Genomic DNA, 13,206 nt, shown 5'->3' on the forward strand with positions numbered 1-13,206 from the left:
AGTTGAAGTCTATTACTAAAAGAACCATCCCAAAATACTTCGGGACGGCTCTTTTTCTTTTTTAATGATTCTTTAACATCACTAACAGCTTTTCTTGACTATACATCCACACTGTAATGATTAAACAAGCAAGTGCGACTTCTGATAATGCCATAAATCCAATTGCATAATGACCTGTTAGTTGGAATAATAATGTTAAAATTAGCGGCGGGAAGAACCCTCCTAGTCCGCCTAAAGCTGAAACGAGTCCATTTACAATACCAGCTTGTTCTGAGAAGTACATTGGAACGAGTTTGAAGATTGTACCATTACCGATACCTGCACAAAATGCGACTAGTAAGCAACCAAAAGTATATACGTTCATACTAGGCATGAATGATAAAATAATACCTGAAAGTGTTAAACCGATAAATACGAAGATTAATATTTTAAATGGGTTAAATTTATCACCAAGCCAACCGCCAATTGGCCGCATAATTGTTGCAAGTACAATGAATCCTGCTGTCCGCATACCTGCATCCACTTTTTCTAATCCGAAGTGAGATACTAAAAAGTTTGGTAAGTATACAGTAAATGCGACGAAAGATCCAAATGTTAAAAAGTAAAAGATACATAAAAACCAAAGTTTTTCATTTTTATATACACCTTTTATTTGTTCCATTAATGGTGTATTCACCTTTTTCTCCTTACGATCGCCTAATAAAAAGTTCATAAGTGCAAATGCTGCGAGTAAAACTAAATAACACTGTACTGTCGTTCTCCAGCCAACTGAAGTTGCGATAACTGGTGCTAAGAACGAAGTAATTGCTGTTCCTGCGTTACCGACACCGTATATACCATTTACAAAACCGTGACTCTCTTTCGGAAAGTATTTCGGTAAAGAAGTTACGCCTACAGAGAATACAGCACCACCGATTCCGACAAATAAACCACCAATAATTAAATCCATCATTGAATTGGCAACACTAATATAAAAGACAGGAAATAATAATAGAATAAAACTAATAAAGAATAATTTTCTTGCTCCGAAACGATTTGTCCAATAACCAATTGGAATGCGAAGAACAGAACCTAATATAACCGGTACTGCTGTTACCATAGAAATTTGTCCCGCAGTTAATGGAATATCCGCTTTAATATAAGGCATTAATGATGATAAAATGACCCATACCATAAACCCGATAACTAGATTAGAAGTTTGTAAACTTAATTGAAAATTAGGACTTTTCATCCTGTTCCCTCCTATGTATGCATAGTTATATTCATTCCCTCCAGCCTAATCACGTCCTAACATGATTAGGCTGAAAAGAATCAACCACCACTCACTGGCGGAATCATTGCTATAACATCGCCAGTTTGAATGATGTCATCCTCATTTGCATACTCTTCATTTATAGCAACCATAATCTCACTTGAAATCGCTACGTCGTATTTCTTAATGAGCACTTCCTTAAGTTTAGCAACCGTAATATTTTCACAATCTATGTGTAATGCTGACTTACTTACTTCTTCTTGTAAATGTGCAAATAATAGTACTTCAATCATATTCTCATCCCCTTTCCAGACTCATCATTCTCATATGCTACCTTTTCTAACTGATCACCTATCCATGATTCACCATCTTCCCAAAATTCTTTCTTCCAAATGGGAACGATTTGTTTTATACGCTCCATAATATATTCGTTCGCCTCATAGGCTGCTTTCCTGTGTGGTGTAGAAACAGAGACGACAACAGCAAGATCACAAATTTGTAATGTACCAATGCGATGTGTAATGGCGACAAATGTCCCAGGCCACCTCTCTCCTACTTCAGTACCAATTTTCTCAAGCTGTTTTTCTGCCATTGTTTTATATGCTACATACTCTAAATATAGCGTACGACGGCCTTTCGTAAATTCTCTAACAGTACCAATGAAAGTAGTAACTGCGCCGCACTCACGACAAATTACTTTGTTTGTAACTTCCTCAATTGAAATAGGTGTATCAATCACTTCATAATACGTATGTGTCATCTTGCACCTCTTATCTTCATATAAGTTAGCAATCTATTTTTCTATCATTTGTACGACCGAAGTGGTTCTTCCCATGGCCACTCACTTCCAGCGTTTGATTCTAATAACAGTACCGAAACAGTTATTCCTGCTTCAAATCCCCTTGTTCCTCCCGGCAGGACAATAAATGCGTTCGCCTCTGCAAGTGAAGAAATTGCACTAGATTTATCTAAACCAACTGGTGTCGCTTGCAATTTTCCATTTACAATTTCCACTTTTCCTCTTACAAAACGAGTGAATGGGTTTGCTTTTGGAAAGTCTTTTTGTAAAATCGCCTCTGCACGAAATACATGCGAATCTTTTCTATGCAAGTATGTTCGAATAACTGGCCGAACAAATAATTCACAACCGACATAACAAGCAGAAGGATTACCAGATAAACCAAATAGTAGTTTTCCTTCTACCTCAGCTACAGTTGTCACACTTCCTGGTCGCATCGCTATTTTGCTAAAAAGTACATTTGCTTGTAATCTCTCATAAATAGCAGGTAAATAGTCATAATCTCCTACCGAAACGCCACCAGTTGTAATTAAAATATCGACTTCTTTTATCGCTTTTTTTACAGTGTTATAACACGTCTCAATATCGTCAGCGAACTGTCCATAATACTGTACAACTCCGCCAGCTCGTTCAATTTGAGCAGCAATCATATAGGAGTTACTATTTCGAATCTTCCCTGGCTTTAAGTGTTCATGTACTTCAAGCAGTTCGCTTCCTGTCGTTACAATTCCAATAACCGGCTGTTTTATAACGTGTACAGAACTATAACCAAACGTAGCAAGAAGTGCTGCTACTCCAGGATTAATAACAGTACCTTTTTTCACAAGGACGGTATTTTGTTTTACATCTTCTCCTTTAAAAGAAATGTTATCCCCAGCAATAAAGGAGCGTTTCAATTTCATATAAGTCTTTTCATTTTCTTCAAATCCTTCTGTTAGCTCTAACATAACAACTGCATTACATCCGGCTGGAATTGCGGCGCCTGTCATAATACGGACAGTTTGAAATGGTTTCACTTCTTCTGGAAAAACAAAACCTGCTCCAATTTCGCCAATTACTTCAAACTGAATGGGGTTACTACTACTCGCTTCTTTTGTATCTTCCGCTCGAATCGCAAACCCATCGTACGGAGAGCGATTAAAATGCGGAACATCATGATCTGCAATAACATCTTCTCCAAGTGTTCTACCGTAGCTTTCTATAAGAGAAACCTTTTCTATTTCACCTTGGTAGGCATATTCCATTACACGCGCAACTGCTTCTGCCACTGGAATTGGTATACGTTTTTCTAACATTCTTTTTTCACCTCTTTTCAATAAGGTGACGCTCACTTTCTGTTCACCCTATATATGTTGCGTATAATCGTTTTGCTATTTTCACATCATTTGTCCCATGAATAAATGCCCTACCGTCTATAAATAAAACGAAACGATATTCATCAATTAAAAATGATAGTAAGTAAGGTGTTTTTTTGACATGTACACTCTTTTGTAATCGTTTTTGAATTTCGGTTAAATTAAGATTTCTCTTTATTCCTGAACGGATTTGAACTGTATTCCGTCCGCATAACACTTCCGTTTTCATTTGTGCTTCAAATGTTAAACTTGGATACGTTCGTAATTTCCCACAAGATGGACATGTACTTTTTTTCTGTCTATTTACTTTTAATGAGAGATACTGATTGTTCCAAATATCAAATGATAACATTGTCCCTCGCAGCGCATCGAAATCATCCACCAATATTTTCATCGCTTCTGTCACTTGGTGAGCAACAACCATTTGTACAGCTGGTTGAATGATTCCGGCTGTATCGCATGTTGCACCTCCCATAGGATGATCCATTAAGCAACGAAAACACGGTGTTTTCCCTGGAAGAATTGTATACGTTACACCGTAACTTCCAATACATCCACCGTATATCCAAGGTATATTTTCTTTTTGTGAAATGTCATTTATAAGTAGACGCGTATCAAAATTGTCAGTCGCATCTAATATAAGGTCCACTTCTTTTGTTAACTCTTCCATTTCTTTCATTGTGACATCAGTTACAACTGGTACAATTTCCACTTCAGAATTAATCTTTCTTAAATGCTCTGCCGCTGCAATTGCTTTTGGTTTGCATTGCTTTGCATCTTCTTCTGTATATAACTGTTGCCGCTGTAAATTACTCCATTCGACGTAGTCACGATCGGCAATTGTCAATTTCCCAATTCCCATCCTAGCAAATGCTTCTGCATTCGCAGCTCCTAGTGCACCCGCACCGATTAAAAGTACATGCTTTTCTCTTATTTTTCTTTGACCCATTTCACCTATTCTAGAAAACAATACTTGCCTTGAATATCGCTCTTGCATAGGAAATCCTCCTCTCGCTATCCGCCAATGTAAGACATTTCAACTTTTTGACGTTTATTTGTACTATCCGCCGTTCTTTCATCTGAATATCGATCTGTTCTATATCGCCACGTATGTTGTAAAATTTTTAATAGTGATGCATCAGAAATATTTTCTCGAAGAAGCGTTCGCAAATCCGTTCCTTTCGTTCCAAATAGACACGTAAAAAACTTACCGTCTGCCGAAATACGAGCTCTCGTACAAGAAGAACAAAATGACTCTGATACTGAAGTAATAAATCCAACTTCTGCATCGCTCCCTACATATCGATACAATTTCGCAACTTCTCCAAAATAACGAGGTGTAACAGGTTCAACCGGATATACGCGATTAATCTTCTCTATTAATTGTTCCTTCGTAATCACTTGTTCAAAATTCCATCCGTTCGTACTGCCTACATCCATAAACTCAATGAAACGGAGCTGAATTTCTTTTTCTTTAAAATAACGAGCCATATGAAGAATTTGACTATCATTCATTCCTTTTTTTACGACCATATTTACCTTTACCTCTAATCCAGCAGCCTTTGCTGCTGCTATTCCTTTCAGTACAGGTTTTGTACTTACATTTCTTCCGTTAATTTTTTTGAAGACGTGATCCTCTATCGCATCTAAACTAATATTTACACGCTTTAATCCCGCGTCTTTTAACGCCTTAGCTTGTTTCGCTAAATGAATTCCGTTTGTTGTGAGCCCAATGTCTTTTAAGCCTTCTAGTTTTGTAAGCCTTGCGATTAACTGAGGTAAATCTTTACGCAATAACGGTTCACCGCCAGTCAGCCTAATTTTATTGACTCCCATACTTATAAATAATCTTGCTAATCTTTCTATTTCATCGAACGTTAATAAAAACTCTTCCTGCAAAAAAGCATAATCAGGTCCGAACACTTCAGCAGGCATACAGTATGTGCACCTAAAATTACAACGATCAATAACTGAAATACGTAAATCTTGAAGTGGCCGTTCTAATGAATCTTTCATTTTTTCGTGCATCTATATCCCTTCTTTTCTGCTGCAATCCTTAGTAAGCTTTCAATTGTTTATTTGCCTTTATTATAAAAAATAAGTTGCAAATTCAATGTGACTTTTCTCACATCACTTTCCCCATTCAAAAATTCTTCACAAATCTGTTCGCATTTTGTTCACATCTTCAGTCTCTCCTCCTTACGGTCATTGAAATTTTACTATATTTTTAAAATAGCTCTTGCATTTTCAACATATTTACACTCAAAATAGGAAATGTATTGCTTATAAGAAGAAAGGTGATTGCTGTGACAAACAGTATGAAATTATCTCAAGATTTAAAGGAATTACTTGCATCTGTTGAATATAAAATGCAGATAAAAAAAGGCAGTTTTATTTTTCAAGAAGGTATGGAGGCAACCGAACTCTATATTATCCACTCAGGAAAAGTACAAATTAGTAAACTTAGTGCTGACGGACAAGAATTAACACTTCGAATTTGTTCGGAATATGACATTATTGGAGAATTAACGTTGTTCACGGATAATGCAAAATATTTATTAAACTCAAAATGTCTTGAAGATGTTGAAGTAGGTGTAATAAAGCGTGAAGCGTTAGAAAAAGCATTACTCCAAAAACCCGCTCTTGTATTTGAATTTATGAAATGGATTAGTGAACATTTAAGAAGAATGCAAACGAAGTTCCGAGATTTAGTGTTACACGGCAAAAAAGGTGCCTTATATTCTACTCTCATTCGAATGACAAATAGTTACGGTGTATTAAAAGAAAATGGTATTCTCATCGATTTACCGTTAACTAATCAAGAACTAGCTAATTTCTGTGCAACTTCACGTGAAAGCGTAAATCGAATGTTAAATGAATTAAAAAAGCAAGGTACAATTTCTATTCATAAAGGAAAGATTACCATTCACGATTTACAATTTTTAAAATGTGAAATTGCTTGTGAAGATTGCTCTGCTTCTGTTTGTAGTATTGATTAGCATCTTATTTAGATGCTAATCTTTTTTCAATTTAAACTACTTATTAACGGTTATTCCCTATGTAAACAAAAACGAGGCCTTCCATATTAGACCTCGTTTCGTTTTAACCATTAGCTCCTATCCGTTTACAGCAGTATTATTTTTTCAACTCATTAGGAATACGTCTTCTGTAAATTACATAACTACGGCTTACATATTTAATTGGGGCACTAAATACATGTACTAGTCTTGTAAATGGCCACACTGCGAATAAACCCATCCCTGCAAGAATATGAATTTTAAACCATACTGGTACTTCCGTCATATATTCAACTTTCGGTTGGAAAATAAAGAGACTTCGGAACCAAGGGCCAATTGTTGTACGATAATCAAATCCTTTTGAATCGATATTTAAAAATGTTGCAGAAAGTCCTGCTAACATTACGATAAGTAATAAAATAAGCGCAATATAATCTCCCTTTGTGCTCGTTGCAATGATACGTTTTACAGTTACGCGGCGGTACGTTAATATAATTAAACCGATAATAGAAGCAACACCTGCCGGAAGCCCGAAACTAATTGCCATTATGTGATACGTATGCTCAGAAATTCCTATTGAACGGTATACAGCTTCTGGAATTAAAATCCCCATAACGTGACCGCCAATTACGAACATGATTCCAAAGTGGAATAATAGACTTCCGATTCGAAGCATTTTCTTTTCTAATAGTTCACTAGATTTTGATGTCCATCCAAATTGATCATAGTTGTATCTAAAAATATGTCCACCGATAAAGATTGCAAAAATGATATAGGGAAACAACACCCATAGAAATTGATCCATCATTTTGACAACTCTCCTTTCTAATTTGCCTGTACACCCCATGCTTCGATAGCGAGTAGAACAGCCGCAAGAATTGGTTCATACATACTGTCTGCTTCTTTTAATTGAGCGTGTAACGCTTGTATATTCTCCGTGTATTTGCTCATAATTGGTCCACTGTCTCTCTCATTTGCATTTGCAAAGAACTCAAGCAAGAGTGGTAAATAATCAGGTAGTTCTTTATCTGTTACTTCAAAACCAGATTTTTTATAATGCTGTTTTAACTCTAGTAATTCAATCCCTCTTTCTCTTTGTTCACCAGTGTTCATATACGTTAAATACATATTCGTCTTTTTACCAAAATCAAATGTATATACGTAACCATCAATGAGTTGATCGTTCGTTTTATTTAGCGCTTGTTTTATAAATGCTGTAAGTGAAGCTTTAACATCGTCCTGTTCAATCGCTTCCATCTCTTCTTGTAATTCAGCTAAAGCTTCTCTCCACCCGATTTCTGGGTAGGAGAGAAGAAATGAAGAACATGAAAAAGCAGTTTGTAAACTTTGTTTCATATTTTTCCGCCCCCATTATTTAAGAAATTGTCATACAAGAGCCTGGACCACCTGCAAATGATAAACCACAGCTTCCTTGTTCGTTATATAAATCTGCAACTTGTTCACGGTGAGATGTCGGGATAACAAAACGATCTTTATATTTTGCGATAGCAAGAAGACGATACATATCTTCTACATCCTGTTTCGTTAAGCCAAGTTCTTTTAATACAGCTTCATTTGGTACTTTATTAATTTGAAGTGCTCTCATATGCGTTCGCATAACAGCCATTTTCTTCAATGTAAGACGAATATGTGATTCATCTCCTGCAGTGAGTAAATTCGCTAAATATTGAATTGGAATACGCATATTATCAATAGCAGGGAAAATCTCTTCTGCTTGCCAGTTACTACCTTTTCCTTCCACCATATTCATAATTGGGCTAAGCGGCGGGATATACCAAACCATTGGCATTGTACGATACTCTGGGTGAAGAGGTAGAGCAATTTTCCAATCGATAATCATTTTATAAATTGGCGATTGTTGCGCCGCTTTAATCCATTCTTCAGGAATTCCTTGTTTTTTCGCTTCAGCTGCTACTTCAGGATCATTTGGATCTAGGAAAACAGTAAGCTGAGATTCATATAAATCTTTTTCGTCTTCAACAGAAGCTGCTTCTTTTACTTTGTCAGCGTCATATAGCATTACCCCAATATATCTGATACGTCCTACACATGTTTCTGAACAAATTGTTGGCATACCAGCCTCAATACGTGGGAAACACATTGTACATTTTTCAGCTTTATTCGTTTGCCAGTTAAAATACACTTTTTTATATGGACAAGATGATACGCAGAATCTCCAAGCACGACATGCATTTTGATCCACAAGAACAATGCCGTCTTCTTCACGTTTATACATTGCACCAGATGGACAAGATGATACGCACGATGGATTCATACAATGTTCGCATATGCGTGGTAAATACATCATAAAGACATTTTCAAAATCAGTTTTAATTTCTTCTTCCATTTTCTTTACGTTCGGATCTTGTAATCCTGTTATATGTCCACCAGCTAAATCATCTTCCCAGTTTGGACCCCATTCAATTTTATCGATAAATTCACCTGTAATTGCTGATTTCGGACGAGCAACTGGCTGATGCTTACGCTGCGGACTATTTGTTAACGTTTCATAATCATAGTTCCAAGGTTCAAAGTAATCATCAATCGTTGGTTGATCTGGGTTGTGGAAAATATTCATAAGGCGCTTCATTTTCGAACCGGATTTCAGCTGAATTTCACCATTTTTCAATTCCCAGCCGCCTTTATATTTCTCCTGATCTTCCCATTGCTTCGGATAACCAATACCAGGCTTCGTTTCTACGTTATTGAAATACATATATTCCGCACCTGGACGATTTGTCCAGGTGTTTTTGCACGTTACACTACAAGTATGACAGCCGATGCATTTATCTAGGTTCATTACCATTCCGACTTGCGCTTTAATCTTCAAGCCAATCTACCTCCTTCAGTTTACGGATTACAACATTTAAATCACGCTGGTTCCCAGTCGGACCATAATAGTTAAATCCATAGCTTAATTGGCCATATCCACCAATCATATGTGTTGGTTTAACATGAATACGGGTTGGACTATTATGCGTTCCCCCACGGGTGCTTATTAATTTCGTACCAGGCACGTTAATGTGGCGATCTTGCGCATGGTGCATAAATGCCATTCCCCTCGGTATACGGTGCGTTACAACAGCACGCGCTACGACAACACCGTTACGGTTAAAGCACTCGATCCAATCATTATCAGCAACGCCAGCTTCTGCAGCGTCCTCTTTATTCATCCAAACAGTTGGACCACCTCTAAACAGCGTTAACATCGGTAATGAATCGAAATACATACTATGAATCGACCACTTATTATGCGGTGTTAAATAGTTTAGTGTAATCTCTTTCCCTTCTACTTCAGGGCGTGACTTACGGAACGGTTTATGTTGCAGAATTGGTTTAAATGTTGCCATCATTTCACCAAATTCTTTCATCATGTCATGGTCTAAGTAGAAAGATTGTCGACCAGTTATCGTTCTCCAAGGAATAAGACGTTCCACATTTGTTGTAAACGGTGAGTAACGTCGTCCACCTTTTTCTGAACCTGTAAAGGCCGGAGAAGTAATTACTGTTTTCGGTTGTGCTGTAATTTGTTCGAATGTAAAGCATTCTTCTTCACGTTCTTCTGCTAAATCACGTAATTTTAGATCTGTTTGTTTTTCAAGTGCTTCCCATGCTTTTACTGCCATATGACCGTTTGTTGTAGAAGAAAGCGTTAATACCGCTTCAGCAGCATTGATTGCTTCTTTTATGTCTGGGCAACCTTTCGCAATAGTATCCGTTCGAACAACTCCTAATTTGCTCTTTAATTGCTCATACTCTTTTTCTGCTGACCAAGAGATCCCTTTCGTACCAATCGGTTGTTTTCCGGCATTTGGTCCAAGTGCTGTCATTTTGTCATAAATCGTTTTATAATCCCTTTCAACAACATGAATTTGTGGCATCGTTTTACCCGGGATTGGTTCACATTCACCTTTACTCCAATCTTTAATCTTGCCAAGTGGTTGCGCTAATTCTTGCGGTGTATCATGAAGAAGTGGTGTTGCAACAACTTCTTTCATTGGCTCAAGATCTATTTTCTTCGCTAAATCTGACACAGCTTTAGAAAGTGAAGTGAAAATATCCCAGTCAGAGCGTGCTTCCCACGGTGAACCGATTGCTGGATTAAATGGATGCACAAATGGATGCATATCTGTACTACTTAAATCATGTTTTTCGTACCAAGTTGAAGCAGGTAAGACGATATCAGAATACAGCGCTGTTCCAGCCATACGGAAATCTAAATTAATGAGTAAATCAAGCTTCCCTTCTGGTGCTTCTTCATGCCACTTAATTTCTTCTGGTCGTAATGAATCACTATCGTCATTCATTAATCCGTTTGTTGTACCTAATAAATGTTTTAAGAAATATTCATGCCCTTTACCAGAACTTGAAATTAAATTCGCACGCCAAACGAATAAGTTGCGCGGGAAGTTGTTTTTATTATCAGGATCTTCAATCGCAAATTTCAGTTCTTTTTCTTTTAATTTTTGTGCAACATATTTTCCGATTTCTTCTTGCGTTGTTGCACCAGCAGCAACAGCTTCTTTATATAATTCAATTCCATTTTTCTCGAATGTTGGATAAGAAGGTAACCAGCCGAGTCGTGCTGCTAATACATTGTAATCACCGTGATGTTGATAACGTGAGTTACCTTCAATTGGTGATGCTAAATGTCCAACAGGTGTATCTTCATAGCGCCATTGATCTGTTACGAAATAGAAGAAAGACGTACCATTTTGTAATTTTGGTGGCCCTTGCCAATCTTTTGCCATCGCGATTGTTTGCCATCCTTCTGCAGGTCGTAACTTTTCTTGACCAACATAATGCGCCCATCCCCCGCCGTTTACTCCTTGTGCCCCGACGAGAAGAACAAGATTTAAAACTGCGCGATAAATCGTATCAGAATTAAACCAATGGTTAATACCAGCTCCAACAATAATCATCGAGCGACCATTTGTATCAGCGGCATTTTGTGCGAACTCACGAGCGATTTGAATAATTAGTTCTCGTTTCACTCCTGTCATTTTCTCTTGCCATGCAGGTGTAAACGGTACATCATCATTGAAGTCTTTCGGCTCTTGTCCGCCAAACCCTCGGTTCACCCCGTAATTTGCTAACGTTAAGTCGTATACAGTTGTAACGAACACTTCGCCTTCTTCTGTCATAACCTTTTTCACTGGAATTGTACGTTCTAATACTTTGTTTCCATCATCAGAGAAGTACGGAATTTGTACCGTTCCAATCGTTTCTTCCATTCCAAGTAAAGAAAGACGTGGATCAATCTTTTCACCTGTTTCTTCATCTTCTAAACGCAAGTTCCATTTCTTTTCGTTATCCCAACGTGAGCCCATTGTGCCTTGAGGTGTTGCAAAATCATTCGTGTTCTCGTTCCAAAGAACAGGTTTCCATTCTCCTAACTTCGTTTCGCGTCCAATATCAGCAGCGTTTAAGAAACGATCAGCAACGAATTGATCTCCTTTTTGTTTCAATGTGACAAAGAAAGGAAAATCAGTATATTGCTTCGCATACTTTGTGAAATATTCCACTTGATTATCTACGTAAAATTCTTGTAAGATCACATGCCCCATTGCCATCGCAAGTGCACCATCTGTACCTTGTTTCACACTAATCCAATCATCCGCAAACTTTGTTGACTCAGCGAAATCAGGACTTACTGAAACTACCTTCGTTCCTTTATATCGAACCTCCGCTAAAAAGTGTGCATCTGGTGTTCTCGTCATCGGTACATTTGAACCCCATGTCATAATGTAACCAGAGTTATACCAGTCACTACTTTCTGGTACATCTGTTTGATCACCCCAAATTTGCGGAGAAGCTGGTGGTAAATCTGCGTACCAATCATAAAAACTAAGCATCGGTCCACCCATAAGTTGCATAAAGCGACTACCAGCTGCATGACTTAACATCGACATAGCTGGAATTGGTGAGAAACCAACATTTCGGTCTGGACCGTATTTCATTACTGTATACAGTAATGAAGCTGAAACGAGTTGTAACACTTCATCCCAATTCGCACGAATGAATCCTCCTTTACCACGTGCCTGCTTATACTTTCGTGCTTTTTCAGGGTTTTCCACAATGCTTTTCCAAGCATCTAATGGTGACTCGTTATTTTGTAGTTCCTCTTGCCACATACTCCAAAGAACACCACGTACATACGGATATTTCACACGAAGTGGACTATAAATGTACCAAGAAAAACTTGCTCCACGTGGGCATCCTCGCGGTTCAAAATCTGGCATATCAGGACCTGTCGTTGGATAGTTAAGCTCCTGCCCTTCCCACGTCACAATTCCATCTTTCACATATATATTCCAGCTACATGAACCAGTACAGTTCACGCCGTGTGTAGAACGAATTACTTTATCATGCTGCCAACGCTTTCTGTACACATTTTCCCATTCGCGATCTTCATATGTTTCTTGTGTATGATTATCGTTATAACGATCTATTGGCGAAAAATATTTTAAACGTCTCATTAGTGCTGAAGTTTTTTTCTTCATACTGTTCACTCCTTTAATACGTCTCTCTTACATACCCTTACTATAAGAGAGGTTGTAAAATACAGATGTGACATTTCGCACAGTTCAAGAGATTGTCAAAAATTCAGTAGAAAATAAGTTTGTGAGAAAACCTTTTGTTCCGTTGTGAAGGTTATGGTTAATCGTGATTATTAGGAGAATAGTATTTTGAGGTATCGACTATTTTGCAAAAGAAAAAGAATTTTGATATTATTTCAAAAATGCCATAAAGAAAAGAATA

General features: G+C 37.5%; 11 protein-coding genes. 1 reads left to right on the forward strand and 10 read right to left on the reverse strand.

The genetic code is table 11. The features are described from left to right. Window positions 1-61 precede the first annotated feature (61 nt). From narK to moaA, 6 genes are all read right to left on the reverse strand, one after another. Entirely contained in the window at window positions 62-1,231 is a 1,170-nt protein-coding gene (narK, locus tag F3I02_RS26710; RefSeq protein ID WP_000841864.1) for a nitrate transporter NarK, read from the reverse strand. Between the two features lie 80 nt (window positions 1,232-1,311). Then, window positions 1,312-1,545 carry a molybdopterin converting factor subunit 1 gene (gene moaD, locus F3I02_RS26715; protein WP_000573686.1) on the reverse strand — a complete coding sequence of 78 codons (234 nt, stop codon included), beginning with the start codon at window positions 1,543-1,545 and terminating at the stop codon, window positions 1,312-1,314. Then, the gene (locus tag F3I02_RS26720; protein ID WP_163051529.1) at window positions 1,542-2,012 is read right to left on the reverse strand and encodes a molybdenum cofactor biosynthesis protein MoaE; all 471 of its coding nucleotides are present in this window, start codon (window positions 2,010-2,012) and stop codon (window positions 1,542-1,544) included. The genes moaD and F3I02_RS26720 overlap by 4 nt, the downstream gene beginning before the upstream one ends. A gap of 44 nt (window positions 2,013-2,056) precedes the next feature. Next, entirely contained in the window at window positions 2,057-3,346 is a 1,290-nt protein-coding gene (locus F3I02_RS26725; RefSeq protein ID WP_163051527.1) for a molybdopterin molybdotransferase MoeA, read from the reverse strand. A 43-nt stretch (window positions 3,347-3,389) separates the two neighbouring features. Then, complete coding sequence (locus F3I02_RS26730; protein WP_163051525.1) at window positions 3,390-4,403, reverse strand: molybdopterin-synthase adenylyltransferase MoeB; 1,014 nt, start codon at window positions 4,401-4,403, stop codon at window positions 3,390-3,392. 17 nt (window positions 4,404-4,420) lie between these two features. Beyond that, complete coding sequence (moaA, locus tag F3I02_RS26735) at window positions 4,421-5,434, reverse strand: GTP 3',8-cyclase MoaA (protein ID WP_000544617.1); 1,014 nt, start codon at window positions 5,432-5,434, stop codon at window positions 4,421-4,423. 278 nt (window positions 5,435-5,712) lie between these two features. Here moaA and F3I02_RS26740 point away from each other — a divergent pair, with 278 nt between their 5' ends. Next, a complete protein-coding gene (locus tag F3I02_RS26740; protein ID WP_000185188.1) occupies window positions 5,713-6,405 on the forward strand; it encodes a Crp/Fnr family transcriptional regulator in 693 nt (230 codons plus the stop codon). Window positions 6,406-6,541: 136 nt separating this feature from the next. Here the strand turns inward: F3I02_RS26740 and narI are convergent, their stop codons facing one another. From narI to F3I02_RS26760, 4 genes are read right to left on the reverse strand one after another with little or no spacing between them, the layout of a single operon-like run. Continuing rightward, a complete protein-coding gene (narI, locus tag F3I02_RS26745) occupies window positions 6,542-7,231 on the reverse strand; it encodes a respiratory nitrate reductase subunit gamma (protein ID WP_196478586.1) in 690 nt (229 codons plus the stop codon). 17 nt (window positions 7,232-7,248) lie between these two features. After that, complete coding sequence (gene narJ / locus F3I02_RS26750) at window positions 7,249-7,779, reverse strand: nitrate reductase molybdenum cofactor assembly chaperone (protein ID WP_196478587.1); 531 nt, start codon at window positions 7,777-7,779, stop codon at window positions 7,249-7,251. A gap of 19 nt (window positions 7,780-7,798) precedes the next feature. Beyond that, window positions 7,799-9,274 carry a nitrate reductase subunit beta gene (gene narH, locus F3I02_RS26755; protein WP_074594368.1) on the reverse strand — a complete coding sequence of 492 codons (1,476 nt, stop codon included), beginning with the start codon at window positions 9,272-9,274 and terminating at the stop codon, window positions 7,799-7,801. Beyond that, on the reverse strand, window positions 9,264-12,947 hold the full coding sequence (locus F3I02_RS26760; RefSeq protein WP_196478588.1) for a nitrate reductase subunit alpha: 3,684 nt from the start codon (window positions 12,945-12,947) through the stop codon (window positions 9,264-9,266). Before F3I02_RS26760 ends, narH begins: the two co-directional genes overlap by 11 nt. Between the last annotated feature and the right edge of the window lie 259 nt (window positions 12,948-13,206).

The sequence above is a fragment of the Bacillus sp. SRB3LM genome, from assembly GCF_015712745.1.
In the GTDB taxonomy this organism is placed as follows: domain Bacteria; phylum Bacillota; class Bacilli; order Bacillales; family Bacillaceae_G; genus Bacillus_A; species Bacillus_A thuringiensis_K.

Coding starts and splice junctions, on each gene's coding strand:
- narK (WP_000841864.1), bottom strand. CDS start 1,231: ATGAAAAGTCCTAATTTTCAATTAAGTTTACAAACTTCTAATCTAGTT.
- moaD (WP_000573686.1), bottom strand. CDS start 1,545: ATGATTGAAGTACTATTATTTGCACATTTACAAGAAGAAGTAAGTAAG.
- F3I02_RS26720 (WP_163051529.1), bottom strand. CDS start 2,012: ATGACACATACGTATTATGAAGTGATTGATACACCTATTTCAATTGAG.
- F3I02_RS26725 (WP_163051527.1), bottom strand. CDS start 3,346: ATGTTAGAAAAACGTATACCAATTCCAGTGGCAGAAGCAGTTGCGCGT.
- F3I02_RS26730 (WP_163051525.1), bottom strand. CDS start 4,403: ATGCAAGAGCGATATTCAAGGCAAGTATTGTTTTCTAGAATAGGTGAA.
- moaA (WP_000544617.1), bottom strand. CDS start 5,434: ATGCACGAAAAAATGAAAGATTCATTAGAACGGCCACTTCAAGATTTA.
- narI (WP_196478586.1), bottom strand. CDS start 7,231: ATGATGGATCAATTTCTATGGGTGTTGTTTCCCTATATCATTTTTGCA.
- narJ (WP_196478587.1), bottom strand. CDS start 7,779: ATGAAACAAAGTTTACAAACTGCTTTTTCATGTTCTTCATTTCTTCTC.
- F3I02_RS26760 (WP_196478588.1), bottom strand. CDS start 12,947: ATGAAGAAAAAAACTTCAGCACTAATGAGACGTTTAAAATATTTTTCG.